Below are 19516 nucleotides of genomic sequence, written 5' to 3' on the forward strand. Positions count from 1 at the left end.
CTGATCACTCGTTTCCGCAGTTGACATCTGCTGGGCGAAAGCTAATCACGGGAAATCTTGATGTCAACAACTTTGCAGAAAAAATTTCAAGGGCCCCTCGCCATGTTCTGGTGCCGAACGCGTGGTCGGCGCGACTGGGAAGAACCACCCGCGATGCGTGCGAAAAAAGCGCATGCGAAAAAAGCGCTGGAAAAAAGCCACGCGCGTCGCGATGCGCGGCGCCGCGCGCGCGCCGCACCGGCGCGCGAAGTGCGCTCCGACGGTCGGGAAAGCACGCCTGGCGCGCCCGAAAAAAACTTTCCGGCGGGGCGCCGAACCGGCGCGTTTCGATGCCCCGGATGGCCGAACTGCGCGAACTTCCGCCGCCGCCGCCGACACCGGCACCGACTTTCCGACACCCGGAAACGACACCGGCCGCACGTGGCGGCCGGTGTCGGATGCTTCGGTCGGGCGGGCCGTCAGTGGCCTTCGTCCTCGAGCAGCTGGGCGTAGTCGTCGGGCGAGAGCAGCTCGTTGAGCTGCTCCGGCTCGCTGGCCTCGAGCACGAACAGCCAGCCTTCGCCGTAGGCGTCCTCGTTGATGGTCTCGGGCTTGTCCGACAGCGCCGAGTTGACCTCGACCACCTTGCCCGCGACCGGGGCGTAGACGTCGCTGGCGGCCTTGACCGACTCGACCACGGCGGCGGCGGCGCCCTGCTCCAGGCTGTCGCCGACGTTGGGCAGCTCGACGTAGACCAGGTCGCCGAGCAGGCCCTGGGCGTGGTCGGAAATGCCGACGGTGATGCGGCCGCTGTCTTCGACGCGGGCCCATTCGTGGGACTTGAGGAACTTCAGGTCGCCGGGGATCTCACTCATGACAGGCCTCGATGGTCGGTGCGTGGCGGGGGGTGGTCGATAGTCTAGCGGGGAGCGCGGGCGAAGGCATCCGCCGCGCGCGGTGGCTCAGGCCAGCACGCCCGGCTGGGCGGCGCCGTCGCGGACGAAGGGATACTTCACCACGCGCACCGGCAGGCGCTTGCCGCGGATGTCGACCTCGACCGCGCCGACCTCGCCGGCCGGCACGCGGGCCAGCGCGATCGCCTTGCCGAGCGTCGGCGAGAAGGTGCCGGAGAGGATCTCGCCCTCGCCCGCCGCGGTGAACACCGCCTGGCCGTGGCGCAGCACGCCCTTCTCGTCCAGCACCAGGCCGATCATCTGGCGCGCGGCGCCGGCGGCCTTCTGCGCCTCGAGCCGGGCGCGGCCAGTGAAGTCGCGACCTTCGTCGAGCGCGACCGTCCAGGCCAGGCCGGCCTCGAACGGGGTCGCCGACTCGTCCATGTCCTGGCCGTAGAGCGCCATGCCCGCCTCCAGGCGCAGCGTGTCGCGCGCGCCGAGGCCGGCCGGCTTGACGCCCGCGGCCAGCAGGCGGTTCCAGAAATCGACCGCCTGCGCCTCGGGCACCATCACCTCGAAACCGTCCTCGCCGGTGTAGCCGGTGCGGGCGACGAACAGGCCGTCGGCCTCGCAGGCCACGAACTTGCCCAGCTTGCCGGCGCGCTGCGCGGCGTCCGGCGAGAGCAGGCCCAGCACCTTGTCGCGGGCATTCGGACCCTGCACCGCGACGATGGCCAGGTCGCGGCGCTCCTGGATCGTGATGCCGAAGGGCGCGGCCTGCGCCGTGATCCAGGCCAGGTCCTTGTCGCGGGTGGCGGCGTTGACCACCAGGCGGAAGAAGTCCTCGGCCAAGAAGTAGATGATCAGGTCGTCGATGACGCCGCCGTTGGCATCAAGCATGCAGGCATAGAGCGCCTTGCCCGGCTTCTGCAGCTTGTCCACCGAGTTGGCCACCAGCTGGCGCAGGAAGGGCCGCACCTGCTCGCCGCGCAGGTCCAGGATGGTCATGTGCGAGACGTCGAACATGCCGGCGTCGCGGCGCACGTGGTGGTGCTCCTCGATCTGCGAGCCATAGTTGATCGGCATGTCCCAGCCGCCGAAGTCGACCATCTTGGCGCCCAGCGCCCGGTGGGTTTCGTTGAGGACGGTCTTCTTGCTCATGGCCTGCCAGTGCGTTCGGGGAAGGCCGCCATTATCGCACCCCGCCCCGTCCCGGACACGTGATCCGCAACGCGGACCGTGGGGTGGTTCTCAGCGAATGCGGAAAACTACCGCTGCTGGCGAACCAGCCACCACACGGGGGCGAGGCCGACCAGGCACAGCCACAGGGCGGGCCACGCGGCCTGCGCCCACAGGCCTTCGGTGGTGTAGCCGTAGATGCGCACGGCCAGCGTATCCCAGCCGAAGGGGCGCAGCATCAGCGTGGCGGGCAGTTCCTTCACGGTCTCCACGATCACCAGCAGCAGCGCCGCGACCAGGCCGGGCCGGAGCAGCGGCAGCACGATGCGGCGCAGGCGCGCGCCCGCCGGCACGCCCAGCACGCGCGCCGACTCGAGCAACGAGGGACGCAGCGACTGGAACGCGGACTCGGTCGCCTCGTGGCCCACGCGCAGGAACCGCACCGACAGCGCCAGCAGCACCGCCACCAGGCTGGAACTCAGCGCCAGCCCGCCCAGCCACGGCATCGCGCGCTCGGCCGCGACCAGCAGCCACATCGCGCCGACCGCCAGCACCGTGCCCGGCACCGCGTAGCCGAGGCCGGCCGTGAACCCCGCCGCCTGCACGATCCGGTCACCGCCACCGCGCCGGCCCAGCAGGGTGAAGGCCAGCGCGATCGCGAGCACCAGGCCCGCCGCCATCGCCGCGAGCAGCGCAGTGTTCAGCGCCGGCGCGCCGACGTCGGGCAGCGCGGCGCGGGACTGCCAGGACCAGGCCAGCAGCTGCGCCACGGGCACCACGAACCCCAGCGACACCACCACGAGCGCGGCCGCCGAAACAGCCCAGCCGCGCCAGCCCGCCAGCGGACGCCGCGGCGGCGGCATCAGCTGCGGCCCCGCGTGCCGGCCCCGCCCGCGCCCCAGCCGCTCGAGCACCAGCACCAGCGCGACCAGCGCCACCATCGCGCACGCCAGCTGTGCCGCGGCCGTCAGCGAGTACAAGCCGAACCAGGTCTTGTAGATGGCGGTCGCCAGCGTATCCACGCCCAGGATGCTGACCGCGCCGAAGTCCGCCAGCGCTTCGAGCAGCACCAGGCTGAGCCCCGCCACCCAAGCCGGCCGCGCCATCGGCAGCGCCGCGCGGAAGAAAGCCGACAGCGGCCCGTGCCCCAGCGAACGCGCGGCATCCATCGCGGCGCTGCCCTGCCGCAGGAAAGCGGCGCGCACGATCAGGAAGACGTAGGGATAAAGCACCAGCGACAGCACCAGCGCGGCCCCCGGCACGCTGCGCAGCTCCGGGAAGCCGTTGGCCGCACCGCCCAGCGCGCGCCATGCGGACTGCAGCGGCCCCGCGTAGTCGGTCAGCCCGACGTAGACGAAGGCGACCACGTAGCCGGGCAGCGCCATCGGCAGCACCAGCGCCCAGTCGAACAGGCGCCGCCCCGGATACTCGTAGCGCGCGCTGGCCCAGGCCAGCCCGACGCCCACCAGCAGCGACAGCGCCGCGATCAGCCCGAGCAGCACCAGCGTGTTGCGCACCGCGCCGGGCAGCACCTGCGCGAACAGGTGCGGCCACACGTCGGGCGCCGGCGTCGCGAACGCGCTCGCCAGCCACAGCGCCGGCAGCAGCAGCGGCAGCGCCAGCGCCCAGGCCAGCACCCGCGGCCAGGCGGCGCGCGCGACGGCGGCGCTCATCCGGTCAGCGCCAGCCGGCGCGATCCATCAGCTTCACGGCTTCGGCCTGGCGCGCGCCCGCCACCGACACGTTCACCGGATCGGCCTTGAATGGACCCCAAGCGGCGACCACCGGATCCAGCGCCACGCCCGGGCGCGCCGGGATCTCGAAGTTGACGCTGGCGAAGTCGGCCTGCACCGACTCCGAGGCCAGCCACTCGAGGAACTTGCGCGCCTCGTCCTTCTGCTTCGAGGCGGCGACGATGCCGGCGCCCGAGACGTTCACGTGCGCGCCGACGCCGGCCTGGTTGGCCCAGAACACCTGCACCGGGAACGCCGGGTCGTCGTGCTGCAGGCGGCCGAGGTAATAGGTGTTGATCAGGCCCACGTCGCACTGGCCGGCGGCGATGGCCTTGGCCAGCAGCGTGTCGTCGGCGAAGGGCTCAGTAGCAAGGTTGGCGACCCAGCCGCGCACGACGGTCTCGGTGTACTCAACGCCGATGCGCTCGATCAGCGTGGCCACCAGCGACTGGTTGTAGACCTTCTTGGACGAACGCAGGCAGAGGCGTCCGCGCCACTTCTTGCGCGCCAGGTCGCCGATGCCCGACAGCTCGGACGGCTGCACGCGCTCGGTGGAATAGACGATGGTGCGCGCGCGCTGCGACAGCGCGAACCAGCGGCCCTGCGGATCGCGCAGGTTGGCCGGGATCGCCGCCTCCAGCGCGGGCGACTGCACCGGCGCCAGCAGGCCGCGCTCGGCTGCCTGCCACAGGCTGCCCGCGTCCACGGCCATGAACACGTCGGCGCGGGTGTTCCCGCCCTCCGCGGCCAGCCGCTCGATCAGCACCGGGGCGCCATCGGACAGCAGCTGGATCTTCGTGCCGGTCTCGCGCTCGTAGCGTTCGAACAGCGGCTTGACCAGCGGCTCCTTGCGCTCGGTGTAGACCACCAGTTCGGCCGCCTGCACGGCCGGGGCCAGCAGGCTGGCGAGGAGTAGCGAAAGCGTGAGGCGCGACATGGCGGGCTCCGGTCCGGGGAATGGGAAAAATGATAATGATTCTCATCCTAGCCGCAAAGCCGGGGCGTGGCGAGGGGCGCCGGCGAGCCTTCGCTATTGCGAATCATTCTCGCTTGCAGTAACCTTTTGCCCATTCCGGCCCCGGCCCCCGACTTCCCTTACTTCTCCAGAGACTCCCCCGCCATGTCGCCCAGCCTGCGCCTCGCGATCTCCCTCGCCCTGCTGCCCACCGCCGCCCTCGCCAGCGGCGCGCCCTCGCCCGAGCTGCAGCGGCTCGACAGCGTGAACGTCTTCGGCACTGCCGAAGACACGCAGAAGGCAGCCGGCTCGGCCCACTACGTCGACCAGGAAACGCTGGAGCGCTTCAACTACCGCGACATCAACCGCGTGCTGCGCCAGGTGCCCGGCGTCTACCTGGTCGAAGAGGAAGGCTACGGCCTGCGCCCGAACATCGGCATCCGCGGCTCGGGCACCGACCGCAACAGCCGCATCACGGTGATGGAGGACGGCGTGCTGATCGCGCCCGCGCCCTACGCCGCCCCGGCCGCCTACTACTTCCCGACCATGGCCCGCATCGATGCGGTCGAGATCCGCAAAGGATCCTCCGCCATCCAGGCCGGCCCGCGCACCACCGGCGGCGCCATCAACCTGATCTCCACGCCGATCCCGTCCGAGGGCGGCGGTGAGCTCGACCTTTCCTATGGCTCCGACGCCACCGTGCTGGCCCACGGCTGGGCCGGCGGCATGGGCGAGCGCTTCGGCGGCATGGTCGAGGTGGTGCGCCAGTCGACCAATGGCTTCAAGCAGATCGACGGCGGCGGCGACGCGGGCTACGAGCTCAACGACGTGGTGGCCAAGCTGCGCTGGGTCAGTGCGCCGGACGCCGGCGTCTACCAGCAGCTCGACCTCAAGGTCGGCCACAACACCCAGGACAGCAACGAGACCTACCTCGGCCTGGCCGACGCCGACTTCCGCGCCGACCCGAACCGCCGCTACGCCGCTTCGCGCCTGGACAACATCCAGACCGAACAGAACCTGCTCGAGCTGCGCCACCTCATCGAGCTCGGCGACAACACCACGCTCAACACGGTCGCCTACCGCACCGAGTTCTCGCGCAACTGGTACAAGCTCAACGACGTGCTGAACCCGCTCAACGGCAGCTACGTCGGCATCGGCACCATCCTGGCCGACCCGGCCACCTGGGCCGACCAGTACGCCTGGCTCACCGGCGAGGACAGCCCGGCCAACGCGCTGCGCCTGCGCAACAACAACCGCAGCTACTACGCCCAGGGCCTGCAGACCGTGCTCGGCACGCGCTTCGCCACCGGCGCCGCCAGCCATGAGCTGGAAGTCGGCCTGCGCGTGCACCGCGACCAGGAAGACCGCTACCAGGACGACGACCGTTACCGCCTGCAGGGTGGCCAGTTCGTGCTGACCCGCGACGGCGCACCCGGCACCCAGGACAACCGCGTCGGCGACGCCGAGGCGCTGTCGCTGTTCGTGCACGACACCATCAGCTTCGGCAAGTGGATCCTGACCCCGGGCGTGCGCTACGAGCGCATCGACCTGGCCAGCACCCGCTATTCCACCGCCACCGGCCTGCGCGACGTGGTGCTGTCGAAGGTGGAGACGGAAGTGGACGAAGTCATCCCGGGCTTCGGTGCCACCTACCTGCTGAGCGATTCGCTGACGCTGTTCGGCAGCGTGCACCGCGGCTTCAACCCGCCAGGCCCGGCCTCGGGCGCGCTGTCGGAGAAGAGCGTGAACGGCGAGTTCGGCCTGCGCTGGAACCAGGGCGCGACGGGCGTCGAGCTGGTGGGCTTCGTCAATGACTACTCCAACCTGGTGGGCACCTGCACGGCCTCGAGCGGCGGCAACTGCAACCTCGGCGACCAGTTCGACGGCGGCGAAGCGCGGGTGAGCGGCCTCGAGGCCAGCCTCGGCTACGACTTCAACGAAGGCGGCGCGGTCTCCGTGCCGTTCTCGCTGGCCTACACCTATACCCAGGCGGAGTTCCGCAACGCCTTCGTGTCCTCGTTCGAGGAGTGGGGCACCGTGGCCGTGGGCGACCAGCTGCCCTACCTGCCCGAGCACCTGGTGCACGCCGAACTCGGCCTGGCCGGCGAGCGCTGGCGCCTGGGCCTGGCCGCCAACTACCTCGACGACATGCGCACCGAGGCCGGCAGCGGCCCCGGCGAGCGCACGGATTCGGCGATGGTGTGGGACCTGACCGGCGGCTACCAGCTCAACGACAAGATCGAGCTCTACGCCCGGGTCGAGAACCTGTCGGACGAAACCTACGTCGTCGCCCGCCGCCCGGCCGGCGCCCGCCCGGGCCAGCCCCGCAGCGCCTTCGTGGGCATGCGCATCGGCTTCTGACCGCCCGGCGCCGCCCTCCTGTGGGAGGGACTTCAGTCCCGATGCCTTTCCCCGGCAAGCATCGGGACTGAAGTCCCTCCCACATTGTTTTCGGGCCTTCCGGCAGGGTTTACAGGGCTGTCCGGCAGGCACAGGCTGCCCGCATGCAAAATCGCCTGCGACGCTTTCCCGCTCCGCCGCATCCTTGACCGATGTGAGCCACCCCTCGTCCTTCGCCATCGATGTCCCGGCCGCCCTGGTCGACCGCGCCCGGCGCGGCGAGGCCGGGGCGTTCGAGCAGATCTACCGCCTGTTCGAACGTCCCGTCTTCACCCTGGCGCTGCGCCTCACCGGCGAGCGCGAGGAGGCGCAGGACGTGCTGCAGGACACGATGCTCAAGCTGTTCGACCGCATCGGTGAGTTCCGCGGTGATTCGCCCTTCTGGGGCTGGCTGCGCCAGATCGCGGTGAACGAAGCGCTGATGCGCCTGCGCCGCCGCGGCCGGCTGCCCCAGACCGAGGAGGCGGTGGACGCCGAGCTCGAGAACCATGACGTGATGCTGCCGGCCGCCGCCGCCGATGCCGCCCTGCTCACCCGCGCGCTCGGCCGCATGGCCGACGCCACCCGCAGCGTGCTCTGGCTCTACCACGCCGAGGGCTACACCCACGACGAGATCGCCGGCCTGATGGGCCGCACGCCCAGTTTCTCCAAATCCCAGCTCGCGCGCGGCACCCGCAAGTTGCGCGAACTGCTGAAGATCGAACAGGAGTTGTCCCATGCCTGACGCCCGCGCCCACGACCCCGGCCTGCCGATCGCCGAGGCCCTGCGGCAGCTGCCGCTGGAAACCCCGGACCGCAGCGCCTGGCCGCCGTTGCAGCAGCGACTCGCTGCACGCCAGCACAAGACCCGCATTCGCTGGCCGTTCGCGCTCGCCGCCGCGGCCGTGCTGGCCCTGGCGGCGCTGCTGCCCGGCCGCATCGCCACCCCGCCGGTCGCGCCCGACCCCGTCGCCACCGCGGCGGCGCCCGACGTCGACGCGCTGATGGCGGAATCCGCACGCCTCGAGCACCTGGTCAGCGTCGTGTCCCCGCAGGGCATGGCCTCGGCCAGCGGCACCCTGCTCGGCCTGGAGTTCGAGGACCGGCTGCAGCAGATCGACACCGCGCTGTCCGACCCCGCGCTCGGCCCCGACGGCCGCGCCGCCCTCTGGCAGCTGCGCGTCTCGCTGCTGCGCGAATACGCCGGCTTCCAGGGCACCCGCCAGTACCTGGCCGCCGACGGCGACACCGTGGATGGCGCCCTGGTCGCCACGTTCTGAGCACTGAACCCGCCCCCGTTTTTCCTGAGCCCGTTTTCCTCCGAGGAATGCCCGCATGAAGCTTCGACTGATGTCCTTGATGATCGCCGCGGCCCTGCTGCCCGCCGCCGCCTTCGGCGCCGATGCGCCGAAGGACGAGGCCGCCACCCGCGCCGAACTGGAACAGGCCCGCGCCGAACTCGAGCGCAGCGCCCGTCGCGTCGCCGAACTCAGCCGCGCGCTGGGCGAAGCCGATGGCGTGCGCACGTATCGCCAGGCCATCGTGGTCGGCCCCGGCGGCAACACGCTCGACGTGGACGACCTGCGCATCAACCTGTCGGAAGCCGGCGACGGCCTGCGCCGCCCCGGCGTCGGCATCGTCATGGCCGAGAACGAGGCCGGCCCCGGCGTGCGCATCGCCGCGGTGACGCCCGACAGCCCCGCGGCCAAGGCCGGCCTGCGCACCGGCGACGTGCTGGTGCGGGTGGACGGCAAGGCCATCGACCAGCGCGGCGAATCCGCCATCACCCAGGCCCGCGAATCCCTGGGCAGCCTGTCGAAGGGCCAGAAGATCGCGCTGGGCTATACCCGCGACGGCAAGCCCGGCACCGCGAACGTGGTGGTGGACGACATCGGCCGCGTGATGGTCTTCAACCGCGCGGACGGCGCCGTCGCCCGCGCGCTCGCCTTCGAGCGCGCCCAAGGCACGCCGCTGATCGATCCGGACGTGGCGATCGAGATCGAACGCCTGCGCACCGCGCCCTGCGCGCCGGGCAGCGAGGACTGCCAGCTGCCCGTGCTCAGCCAGGCCTTCCGCTGGAGCGGCCTTAACCTGGCCTCGGTGGACGCGAAGCTCGGCCGCTATTTCGGCACCGACCGCGGCGTGCTGGTGCTCAGCGGTGGGCCGGGCTTGGAATCGCTGGAGCCGGGCGATGTGATCCAGCGCATCGAGGGCGACGCCGTGGCCACGCCGCGCGATGCGATGCGCGCGCTGCGCGAGCAGGACGCAGGAGAGAAGGTAAGCGTGCAGGTGCTCCGCGACCGCAAGCCGCGCACCGTCGAAGTGACCGTGCCCGACGCCCCGCCGCTGCGCTGGTTCGCCCCGCCGCCGCCGCCCGCGCCGCCCGCGCCGCCGGTGGCCCCGACGCCGCCCACCCCGCGCACGCCCGCCGCCGCGCCCCCCGCGCCACCGGCTCCGCCGAAGCCCCTGACCGCCGTCTGATCCGCCTCTTTGTGGGAGGGACTTCAGTCCCGATGCCTTTCGCCGGAAGGCATCGGGACTGAAGTCCCTCCCACAGGCTTTGGGTTGCCACGGGGTCCGGGAGCCGCTTTACTCCAGGCATCCCGTCTTCCGCAGGCCCCTGATTTTGACGAGCCGCCTCCGCCGCGCCCCCGCGCTCCTGCTGGCTGTCGTCCTGTGCATCTTCGCGATCCGCGCATGGTGGCCAGCGCCCGCGCCGCTCCCTTCGCCTGAACCGGTCGCGCCGCGTGCGCCTGCGGCGGTCGAGCGCGTGGCCACGCCACCCGCCGCGACCTCCGGAGCCACCGCGGCGCCGCCCGGCGAAATCACCCTTCGCCGCGCCAGCGACACCCCGTTGGCCGACATCGCCCCCGCCCTGCAGGCACGCGCCGATGCTGGCGATGCCCAGGCCGCCTGCCGGCTGGGCGTGGATCTGCTTCGATGCCAGGCCCTGGCCTACCTCACCGACGACCGGGCGCAGGCGATGGCGAAACAGGAACGTGAGCTGACCGAGAAAGGAGAACTCGATGCCGCCAACAACACTGCGGCAAAGCTCCTCGAGATGGTCGAGCTGCAGCGACAGTGCGCCGGACTGGACGAGGACCTCATCGCGCGCGGCGGGCACTATCTTCGACAGGCTGCGCTGGCAGGAGAACCCGATGCCGTGGTGCGGTACGCCGCAGGTGGCGCATTCGGGCAATCCGGATCGATGAACTTCATCACCACGCCGGAGTTCGACCAGTGGCGGCGCGAGGCCCCGGCCTTGGTCCAACGCGCGCTGGAGACGGGTCAGCCGGGCGCAGTGCTGCTGATGCTGCAGTCGCACTCCATGAACCACAACTTCCTTCCGTGGGTGACGCCGCCCGACGCGGAGGCGGCCGAGGCCAGCCTGGCCCTGGCGCGTCGCGTATTCGGCGTGGGATTCGACACCAGCCATTTCCAGATCCCGGTGCGCGATGATCCGCGGCATGCGGCCGTGGCTGAACGTCGCGCCGCAGAGTGGCACGACCGGCACTTCGACAATGCCACTCTCGACTTCGCGGATGCCGCCCACGGCCTGATACCCCTGCATGACGCTTTCGGCGGCATCGAATGGCCGCTGCCAGGCGCCACAGTGGCACTGGGCCAGGGCTGTCGCCCCGGGGAGAACCACTAATGATGCCGCGCATCCGACGCGCGCTTGGCATCGCGGCGATGGCAGCCCTGGCGCTGTTCGCAGTGACGCTGTGGCAAAAAGAGGCTTCGATGACGCCGAGTGCTCCGTCCGATGCTTTCTTGGGCGGCAGGGGAGAACCGTTGGTCCCTGCGCCTGGAACCACACGGCCGCGGCCCGTCGAACCCGCGGATGCCGAGCCCTTGCCGCCTGAGGATCGGCCATTGGCATCCCTCCTGGGCCCACTGGCTGCACGCGCCGACGCGGGGGACCGCAAGGCCGCCTGCCGGCTGGGGATGGAGCTGCTGCGCTGCGAACACCTGGAACACCAAGCAGCACTCATGGCGCCGCCGCCCGCCCCGCCCGATGACCAGGACGCACGCAAGGCGATGCGAAGCAGCGCGAGTGTCGACTTCCTCATGCGTGAACCGGCGTGGATCGCGGAGCGGCTAGCGCAGTGCAAGGCCGTACCCACCGCCCTCGCTGGCCAGGGCGCGAGATACCTGGAGCAGGCGGCCCTCGCCGGCGAGCCCGAGGCCATGGTGCGCTACGCCGAGGGACAGCACTGGCCACCGTCGAGCCGCGGCGCGATGGCGGACCCGTCCTTCGATCGTTGGCGCCGCAACGCGCCCGGCATGATGCGGCGGGCCCTGAAAGCCGGCTATCCGGAGGCGGCGTTCGCCCTGATGATCGCGTACCAGGACGACGGAGGCTTCCACGCGGCCCTGATCCCCAATGATCCCGAGCAGGCAGCGGTGATCGGGCTGCTGTACGCCAGGTTGTATGGAAGCCAGAGTATGGAAGGCCGCCTCAGGGGTATGGATGCCGCTTCCCAGGCCATAGCCATACGGCAGGCCGAAGCCATGCACCGGGAATACTTCCAGGGAAGGAGGTTCAGCGGCAGTGCGTACCCGTACCCCGCCTTCCTGCCGCCGGTTCCAGGCCAGACCACCCACGACTTCTGCCGCGAGCCCTGAGCCGCCGCCTGCGGGTATAATCGGCGCGCTTTCCCTGGCTTCGGGGAGTAGCCCAGGCCCTCCGGGCCACCTCGCATCAACATACTTGGCGATCGCCATGGTGCGCGGGCAAGGCACACGCCTTGCGGGCAAGACCGAAGGCCAGCGCGTCGCGAACCCGGGCCGGGCCGCGAGGCGCCGGCCTTCGTCCAAACCGCGTCCCGGCCCCGGAGTCTTTCATTGGACGCTTTCTACGTTTCCACCCTCGCCGTCGCCATCGCCGAGATCGGCGACAAGACGCAGTTGCTCGCGCTGATGCTCGCGGCGCGCTACCGCAAGCCCTGGCCGATCATCGCCGGCATCCTCGTGGCCACGCTGGCCAATCACGGCCTCGCCGGCTGGATCGGCGCCTGGGTCACCACGTTATTCAGTCCCGAGGTGCTGCGCTGGGCGGTGGTGCTGTCTTTCGCCGCGGTGGCCGCCTGGGCGCTGGTGCCGGACAAACTCGAGGACGGCGAGGTGAAGGCCTCGCGCTTCGGCGCCTTCGTCGCCACCACGATCGCCTTCTTCATCGTCGAGATCGGCGACAAGACCCAGGTGGCGACGGTGGTGCTGGCGGCGCAGTACTCGCCGCTGTGGCAGGTGGTCGCGGGCACCACGCTGGGCATGGCCGTGGCCAACGTGCCGGTGGTGCTGCTGGGCGCGAAGTTCGCCGCGAAGCTGCCGCTCAAGGCCGCCCGCTGGGCCGCGGCCGCCCTGTTCGCAGCGCTGGCGCTGTGGGTGGCGCTGCGGGGCCTGCCGGGCTGAGCCGAAGCCCGGCCTGACAGCGCGCCGGCGGCCCGGCTATGCTCCGGCCAGTTCTGGACAGGCCACGACCCCCCGCGTGAGTACCCTGCGCGAAACCTTCGAAGACCTGGCGGCCTCGCTGCGCGAGCCGCCCGACGAAATCCTGCTGGAGGTCGGCGCGGGCGGCGAACTGCTGGTGGCGCACCTGCGCGTCGGCGTCGCCAGCCTGCTGCTCCTGTTGCCGCTGCTCAACCGCTGGGCGGGCGGCACCCTGCACGAAACCCTGGCCGGCCTGTGCGGCGCCCTGCTGGCGCTGGGCTTGAGCCTGCTCTGGCTGCGCCTGGCCAGGCGGCCGCGGCGCGTGGCCGGCCTGGCCACCATCACGGCGGCCTCCGACATCACCATGGTGACCCTGGTGCTGGCCCTGCTGTCGCTCGAGACGCCGGTGGCGGCGATCAACAGCGCGGTGGTCTGGGGCTGCTACCCGCTCGCGATCTTCGCCACCGCGCTGCGCCACGACGTGCGCGTCACCCTGTTCGCCGGCGCGCTGGCGATGCTGCAGACCGGCCTGCTGTGGGCGGCCGTGGTGACGCTGAGCAGCGAGCCGCTAGTCTCGGCCACCTACGGCACCGTCAGCACCTCCACCCAGGTGCAGCGCCTGGTGCTGCTGCTGGCGGTGACCCTGGTGACCGCGATGGTGGTGTTCCGCGCCCAGCGCCTCACCCAGTTCTCGGCCACCGACGGCCTGACCGGCCTGCCCAACCGCAACTACCTCAACACCCGCGTGCCCCAGTTGGTGCGCGATGCGCGGGCGCAGGGCCATACCGTCAGCCTGGCGCTGGTGGACCTGGACAACTTCCGCCACATCAACGCCGAGCTGGGCCACCTGGCCGGCGACCGCGCCCTGCGCCACGCGGTGACGGTGCTGCGCAAGGAGCTGGCGCGCGAGGAGCCGATGATCCGCGTCGGCGGCGAGGAGTTCGTGCTGGTGCTGCGGCTGCCGATCGGGGCCGCCTGGGAGCGGCTGGACCTGCTGCGGCGCCGGCTGGAGGCCGCACCCTTCGTGCCCGAGGCGGGCGTGGAGCCACGCCGGATGACCCTCAGCGCTGGCCTGGCCAGTTGCCCGCAGGACGCCAATGACCTCTCGGGCCTGATGAAACGGGCCGACCAGCGCCTGCAGGTGGCCAAGCAGGCCGGCCGGAACCGGGTGGCCGCCCGCGACGAGGGCTGAGCCCGCCTTGCCGGGGCGGGGGGCCTGCTCTACCCTGCCGCATCGTCCCGGGGGTTCCGCCGCTCAATGATCACCAGCATCCTCTTTGGCCTGTTCGGCCTGTCCGTCCTCATCTTCATCGCCTGGCTGTTCTCCAACAACCGCGGTGCGGTGGACTGGCGCCTGGTGCTCACCGGCATCGCCCTGCAGGTCGGCTTCGCCGCGCTGGTGCTGCTGGTGCCGGGCGGCCGCGACGTGTTCGACGCCCTGGGCAATGGCTTCGTCAAGATCCTCAGCTTCGTCGGCGAAGGCTCGAAGTTCATCTTCGGCAACCTGATGGACGTGAACACCTACGGCTTCATCTTCGCCTTCCAGGTGCTGCCCACCATCATCTTCTTCGCCGCCCTGATGGGCGTGCTCTACCACCTGGGCGTGATGCAGTTCATCGTGCGCGTCATGGCGCTGGCCATCACCAAGGTGATGAAGGTGTCGGGTGCCGAGACCACCAGCGTGTGCGCCAGCGTCTTCATTGGCCAGACAGAGGCGCCGCTGACGGTGCGCCCGTACATCGGCCGCATGACCGAATCCGAGCTCATCACCATGATGATCGGCGGCATGGCCCACATCGCCGGCGGCGTGCTGGCGGCCTACGTGGGCATGCTCGGCGGCGGCGATCCGGTGGAGTCGGCCTACTACGCCAAGCACCTGCTGGCCGCGTCCATCATGGCCGCGCCCGCCACGCTGGTGATCGCCAAGCTGCTGATACCGGAAACCGGCAACCCGCTCACCCGCGGCACGGTGAAGATGGAGGTCGAGAAGACCACCAGCAACATCATCGACGCCGCCGCTGCCGGCGCCGCGGACGGCCTGCGCCTGGCGTTGAACATCGGCGCGATGCTGCTGGCCTTCATCGCCCTGATCGCCATGCTGAACTGGCCGCTGACCTGGATCGGCGAAGTGACCGGCCTGGCCGAGGCCCTCGGCCGTCCGACCGACATGGCCACCCTGCTGGGCTACCTGCTGGCCCCGATCGCCTGGGTGATCGGCGTGCCGTGGCAGGACGCGACCACGGTCGGCGGCCTGATCGGCCAGAAGATCGTGCTCAACGAGTTCGTGGCCTACCTGCAGCTGGCCGAGATCGTGAACGGCAACGTCGAAGGCGTGGCGCTGACCGACAAAGGCAAGCTGATCGCCACCTACGCGCTGTGCGGCTTCGCCAACTTCAGCTCGATCGCGATCCAGATCGGCGGTATCGGCGGGCTCGCGCCCGAGCGTCGCCAGGACTTGGCCAAGTTCGGCCTGCGCGCCGTGCTGGGCGGCACCCTGGCCACCTTCATGACCGCCACCATCGCCGGCGTCCTCACCACCCTCGGCGCCTGACGGACCCTTGTAGGAGGGACTTCAGTCCCGAAGCTTTTCGCCGAAAAGCCTCGGGACTGAAGTCCCTCCTACAGCATTAGCGGCGGGAGATCTTTCATGGCCAAGGTTGTGGTGGTGGGTTCGTACAACCAGGATTTCGTCTGGACCACCGATGCGCTGCCGGCCCCCGGCGCCACGCGCCTCGGCACCTTCGCCGGCGGCCCTGGCGGCAAGGGCTTCAACCAGGCCGTCGCCGCGGCGCGCGCGGGCGCCAGCACCACCTTCATCACCGCGCTGGGCGCCGACGACACCGCCGCCGGCGCGCGCCTGCTGGCCACCGCCGAGGGCATCGACCTGCGCGACGATGTTCACCCGGATCTGGCCACCGGCACCGCCGGCATCTTCGTGGATGCGTCCGGCCGCAACGTCATCGTGGTCGCGCCCGGCGCCAATGCCGCACTCTCTGCCGGTTTCGTGCAGTCGCAGGCCGACGCCTTCGCCAGCGCCCGCGTGGTGCTGGCCCAGCTCGAAGTCGACGCCGACGCCGTGCAGGCCGCGCTCGACGCCGCCGGACGGGCGGGGGTGCTCGCCATCCTCAACCCCGCGCCCGCGAACGCGCCCACCACCGATACGATGCTTGCCGTCGCCGACGTGCTGACGCCGAACGAAACCGAGTTCGCCGCGATGCTGGCCCGGCATGAAGGCCGCGAAGTCGACGCCGCGGCGCTCGCGGCGATGCCCGACGCCGGGCTGCACGCGCTGTGCCGCCTGCTAGCGCCGCGCGCCACCGTGGTGGTGACGCTGGGCGCCGCCGGTGCCTTCGTCTCGCACGGCGACTCGCCGCGCGGCGATGCCGCATCGGCCTACCGGGTGCCGGCCGCGCCGGCGCAAGCCGTGGACACCACCGGCGCCGGCGACGCCTTCAGCGGCGCGCTGGCGGCCGCGCTGGCCGGCGCCCCGCCGGACGCCGCCTTTGCCGACGCGGTGCGGTTCGCCACCCGGTTCGCCGCCCGGTCCACCGAGCGACGCGGCGCGGCGCTGGCGATGCCGCGCCATTCCGAGCTCGACAAGTAATCCTTCACGACAGGTACCGCGGGGCGCCCTGGGCCGCCCCATCCCGCAGCGTCTTTTGTTTGTAATTACGAATCATTCTTATTATCATGCGGCCACTTTCCTCCCCGGACCGCCTGCATGCCCCGCGCTTCCCTGCTCGCCCTCGCCGTCCTCGGCGCCCTGTCCTCGCCCCCGGCCCTCGCCGCGGATGACCTGGCCGTGCTCGACGAAGTCACCGTATCCGCCAGCACCAGCCGCCTGCCCTGGTCGGAGGCGGCCCTGCCCAACACCATCACGGTCATCGACCGCGCCCAGCTCGAGCAGCAGCTGGCCCTGACCCGCGACCTGTCGCAGGTGCTGGCGAACCTGATCCCGGCCTTCGCGCCCTCGCGCCAGAAGCTCACCAGCTTTGGTGAATCGCTCCGCGGCCGGCAGCCGATGTACCTCGTGGACGGCGTGCCGCAGTCCACGCCGCTGCGCGACGGCTCCCGCGACGCCCACACCATCGACCCGGCCATGATCGAGCGCATCGAGGTCATCCACGGCGCCAATGCGCTTCAGGGGCTGGGGGCCTCGGGCGGCATCATCAACATCATCACCCGGCGGGCGCCCACCGCCGACGGCAGCGCCTTCCACGAAGTGACGCTCGGCGCCAGCAGCGCGCTGCCGGGCGAGGACGACGGCACCGGCACGCGCGGCTCCTGGCTCTATGCGACACACCAGGGCTCGGTCGATCTCGTGGGCGGTCTCTCGTTCGCGCGCGAAGGGTTGCACTACGACGGCGACGGCCGCGCCCTGGCCGTCAACGGCGTGCAGGGTGACCTGATGGACTCGATCGCGACCAACCTATTCACCAAGGTCGGCTGGAACCTCGGCGAACAGCGCCGCCTGCAGCTGAGCGTCAGTCACTACGAGCTCGAGGGCGAAGGGAACTACGTCTCGGTGCCGGGCGACGTGGCGAGTGGCCGGACCGCGACCTCGGTGCGCGGCGACCTGCCGCTGGATCCGGCGCGCAACCGCTCGAGCCAGGTCGCCCTGGACTACCTCGACCGCGACCTGGCCGGCGGCTACCTGCAGGCGCAGGTGTTCTGGGTCGATTTCGCGGCCCGCTACGGATCCAGCCCCTGGGTAGACTTTTTCCGCAACGACCCTGGCTCGATCTGGCAGGACCAGTCGCAGAACGAGTCGGAAAAGTTCGGCGGCAAGTTCAGCTGGTCCCGCGGCGACCTGTTCGGGCTTCCCGTGCAGGCCACGATCGGCGTCGACCTGCAGCAGGACACCACCTCGCAGGTGCTGCTGGCCAGCGACCTGGCCTGGGTGCCCGAGACGACCTACACCTCGCTGTCGCCTTTCGCCCAGCTGCAGTGGACGATCGGCGAAGTGAGCCTGGTCGGCGGCTTGCGCCACGAGCGCGGCGAACTGGAAGTGGACGACTACGTGACGCTGCCGATCTACGGCGCGCAGCAAGTGGGCGGCGGCAACCCGGATACGCGCGAGACGCTGCCCAACGCCGGCATCGTCTGGCAGGCGACCAGCGCGCTCGCCTTCTATGGCTCCTACGCCGAGGGCTACACCGTCGCCGACATCGGTCGCGTCCTGCGCGCGATCAACCGACCCGGCCAGGACGTCGACCGCCTGGTCGATCTCTCCCCGGTGGTCGCCGACAACCGGGAAGTGGGCCTGGACTATGAGGACGGACGCTGGAGCGCCCATCTCGCCGCGTACTGGTCGGATTCCGACCTCGGCTCGCTGCTGGTCTACGACCCGGCCACCGACAACTACAACGTGAGCCGCCAGCGCACCGAGATCCGCGGCGTGGAAGGCAAAGTGGCGCTGAAGCTGTCACCGGCCGATCGCCTCGGCGTGGCCTATGCGCGCAGCGAAGGCCGCTACGACCGCAACCAGGACGGGGCGGTCGACACCGACCTCGAGGGCATCAACATTAGCCCCGATCGCGCCACGCTGTTCTGGGAGCGCCGCTGGAGCGAGGCCATCGCCACCCGCCTGCAGGCCAGCCAGGCCATGGACCGCGAGTTCGAGCGCTTCGGCACGCGCGTGGCGTCCTTCGAGGGCTACGCCACGGTCGACCTGCAGGCCACGATCGCGCTGCCCGTGGGCCAGCTCGCGGTAGGCCTGGAAAACCTGTTCGGCGAGCAGTACGTCAGCTACTACTCGCAGACCACGCCCTCCAACGACGACTACGTCGCCGGTCGCGGCCGCGTGCTCAGCGTCGCCTGGTCGCATCGCTTCTGAGGTCGGCCATGCCCGAGGGCGGACTCGACCGCGTCCGGAAATCCCGGCCGCGCCTGCGCGCGGCCCTGGCCTGGCTGCACCTGTGGCTGGGGCTGGTCGTGGGCACGCTGTTCGCATTGGTATCGCTGGCGGGCACGGTGCTCGTGTTCCACGACGAGCTGCTGCTCGCCACCCGCCCGGCGCTCGCCAGCCATGCGCCGGTCGCCGATGCCGCAGTGATGGGGCGACTGCTGGAGGAGGCGCCCTGGCTGGGCATCACCGCGCTCGACCTGCCGCGCGAAGCGCTGCCCGTGTGGCAGGGCTACCTGGCCGATGGCCGGCGCGCCTATTTCGCGCCGAAGGACGGCCGCCTGCTGCTGGTGCGCAGCCCCGGCGACGACTGGCTGATGTGGCTGCACCACTGGCACGTGGACCTGCTCGGCGGGGCCGTAGGCAAGGAAGTGCTCGGCGTGGTCGGCTGGATCTCGCTCGGCCTGCTCGCCAGCGGGCTATACCTGTGGTGGCCCAAGCGCCATCGCATGCTGGCCCAGCTGCGCTGGCACACGGGACCGCCCGCACGACGCTGGCTCAGCTGGCACCGCAGCAGCGGCGTGCTGCTGCTCCCGCTGCTCGGGCTCGCCACCCTGACGGGCGTGGCAATGATCTATTCGAGCGGCTTCCGCGCCGTGCTGGTGGCGACGCTGGGCGAGCGGCCAGCCCCCATCGCCGCCGCCCCTGAAACGACCACGACGCGGTTCGACTGGGAAGCGGTGCTGCGGGCCGCAGGCGACGGATTCCCCGGCGCAAGGGTCGCGCGCGTCGCGCCGCCGGCGGACGCGGCCCCGGGCGTGACGTTCCGCGTGCAGGCTCCCGGCGAATGGCATCCGGTGGGCCGTAGCCTGGTCGGCGTCAGCCGCGACGGCAGCCAGGTGCTGCTCCGCCATGACGCCACCGCCGACCGTCCGGGCGCCCGCCTCAGCGATGCGATCTACCCGCTCCACGTCGCCGCCGTCGGCGGACCCGGCATGAAGCTGGCCCTCGCGATCACCGGCCTGCTGCCCACGTTCCTGCTGGTCACGGGCTTCCTGTTCTGGCGGCGCCGCACCCGGCGCTGACCGGGGCGGGGACTCCCCGGGGCGGCTAGAATGCC

At 71.0% G+C, this 19516-nt stretch carries 16 protein-coding genes and 1 riboswitch; of the genes, 12 read left to right on the forward strand and 4 right to left on the reverse strand.

Features of this window, described 5'->3' with window-relative positions:
- Positions 1–458 precede the first annotated feature (458 nt).
- The 4 genes from gcvH to VFV21_RS04085 all read right to left on the reverse strand — a co-directional run bounded on the left by gcvH (position 459) and on the right by VFV21_RS04085 (position 4721).
- Positions 459–854 (reverse strand): glycine cleavage system protein GcvH, encoded by a 396-nt coding sequence (gene gcvH, locus VFV21_RS04070; RefSeq protein ID WP_034214748.1) that lies wholly within the window; start codon positions 852–854, stop codon positions 459–461.
- A gap of 87 nt (positions 855–941) precedes the next feature.
- Positions 942–2033, reverse strand: a complete 1092-nt coding sequence (gene gcvT, locus VFV21_RS04075; protein ID WP_329668207.1) for a glycine cleavage system aminomethyltransferase GcvT — start codon at positions 2031–2033, stop codon at positions 942–944.
- Positions 2034–2140: 107 nt separating this feature from the next.
- Complete coding sequence (locus VFV21_RS04080) at positions 2141–3724, reverse strand: iron ABC transporter permease (protein WP_329668208.1); 1584 nt, start codon at positions 3722–3724, stop codon at positions 2141–2143.
- Positions 3725–3728: 4 nt separating this feature from the next.
- On the reverse strand, positions 3729–4721 hold the full coding sequence (locus VFV21_RS04085) for an extracellular solute-binding protein (protein ID WP_329668209.1): 993 nt from the start codon (positions 4719–4721) through the stop codon (positions 3729–3731).
- Between the two features lie 183 nt (positions 4722–4904).
- Between VFV21_RS04085 and VFV21_RS04090 the strand changes: the two genes are divergently transcribed.
- From VFV21_RS04090 to VFV21_RS04145, 12 genes are all read left to right on the forward strand, one after another.
- Entirely contained in the window at positions 4905–7100 is a 2196-nt protein-coding gene (locus VFV21_RS04090; RefSeq protein WP_329668210.1) for a TonB-dependent receptor family protein, read from the forward strand.
- 193 nt (positions 7101–7293) lie between these two features.
- A complete protein-coding gene (locus VFV21_RS04095) occupies positions 7294–7863 on the forward strand; it encodes a sigma-70 family RNA polymerase sigma factor (RefSeq protein WP_329668211.1) in 570 nt (189 codons plus the stop codon).
- Complete coding sequence (locus VFV21_RS04100; protein ID WP_329668212.1) at positions 7856–8398, forward strand: hypothetical protein; 543 nt, start codon at positions 7856–7858, stop codon at positions 8396–8398. The genes VFV21_RS04095 and VFV21_RS04100 overlap by 8 nt, the downstream gene beginning before the upstream one ends.
- Before the next feature lie 55 nt (positions 8399–8453).
- On the forward strand, positions 8454–9599 hold the full coding sequence (locus VFV21_RS04105) for a PDZ domain-containing protein (protein WP_329668213.1): 1146 nt from the start codon (positions 8454–8456) through the stop codon (positions 9597–9599).
- 145 nt (positions 9600–9744) lie between these two features.
- Positions 9745–10773, forward strand: a complete 1029-nt coding sequence (locus VFV21_RS04110; RefSeq protein ID WP_329668214.1) for a hypothetical protein — start codon at positions 9745–9747, stop codon at positions 10771–10773.
- Complete coding sequence (locus VFV21_RS04115; RefSeq protein WP_329668215.1) at positions 10773–11747, forward strand: hypothetical protein; 975 nt, start codon at positions 10773–10775, stop codon at positions 11745–11747. Before VFV21_RS04110 ends, VFV21_RS04115 begins: the two co-directional genes overlap by 1 nt.
- A gap of 30 nt (positions 11748–11777) precedes the next feature.
- Positions 11778–11873, forward strand: a riboswitch (yybP-ykoY riboswitch).
- A 93-nt stretch (positions 11874–11966) separates the two neighbouring features.
- Entirely contained in the window at positions 11967–12533 is a 567-nt protein-coding gene (locus VFV21_RS04120; protein WP_329668216.1) for a TMEM165/GDT1 family protein, read from the forward strand.
- Between the two features lie 76 nt (positions 12534–12609).
- Positions 12610–13743, forward strand: coding sequence for a GGDEF domain-containing protein (locus tag VFV21_RS04125; RefSeq protein WP_329668217.1), 1134 nt, complete (start codon positions 12610–12612; stop codon positions 13741–13743).
- Positions 13744–13809: 66 nt separating this feature from the next.
- Positions 13810–15102, forward strand: a complete 1293-nt coding sequence (locus tag VFV21_RS04130) for a NupC/NupG family nucleoside CNT transporter (RefSeq protein ID WP_329668218.1) — start codon at positions 13810–13812, stop codon at positions 15100–15102.
- Between the two features lie 96 nt (positions 15103–15198).
- The gene (locus VFV21_RS04135) at positions 15199–16155 is read left to right on the forward strand and encodes a ribokinase (protein WP_329668219.1); all 957 of its coding nucleotides are present in this window, start codon (positions 15199–15201) and stop codon (positions 16153–16155) included.
- A 117-nt stretch (positions 16156–16272) separates the two neighbouring features.
- The gene (locus tag VFV21_RS04140; RefSeq protein WP_329668220.1) at positions 16273–18387 is read left to right on the forward strand and encodes a TonB-dependent receptor; all 2115 of its coding nucleotides are present in this window, start codon (positions 16273–16275) and stop codon (positions 18385–18387) included.
- A gap of 8 nt (positions 18388–18395) precedes the next feature.
- On the forward strand, positions 18396–19481 hold the full coding sequence (locus VFV21_RS04145) for a PepSY-associated TM helix domain-containing protein (RefSeq protein ID WP_329668221.1): 1086 nt from the start codon (positions 18396–18398) through the stop codon (positions 19479–19481).
- The last annotated feature ends 35 nt before the right edge of the window (positions 19482–19516 follow it).

Source organism: Arenimonas sp. (genome assembly GCF_036275555.1).
GTDB lineage: Bacteria > Pseudomonadota > Gammaproteobacteria > Xanthomonadales > Xanthomonadaceae > Arenimonas.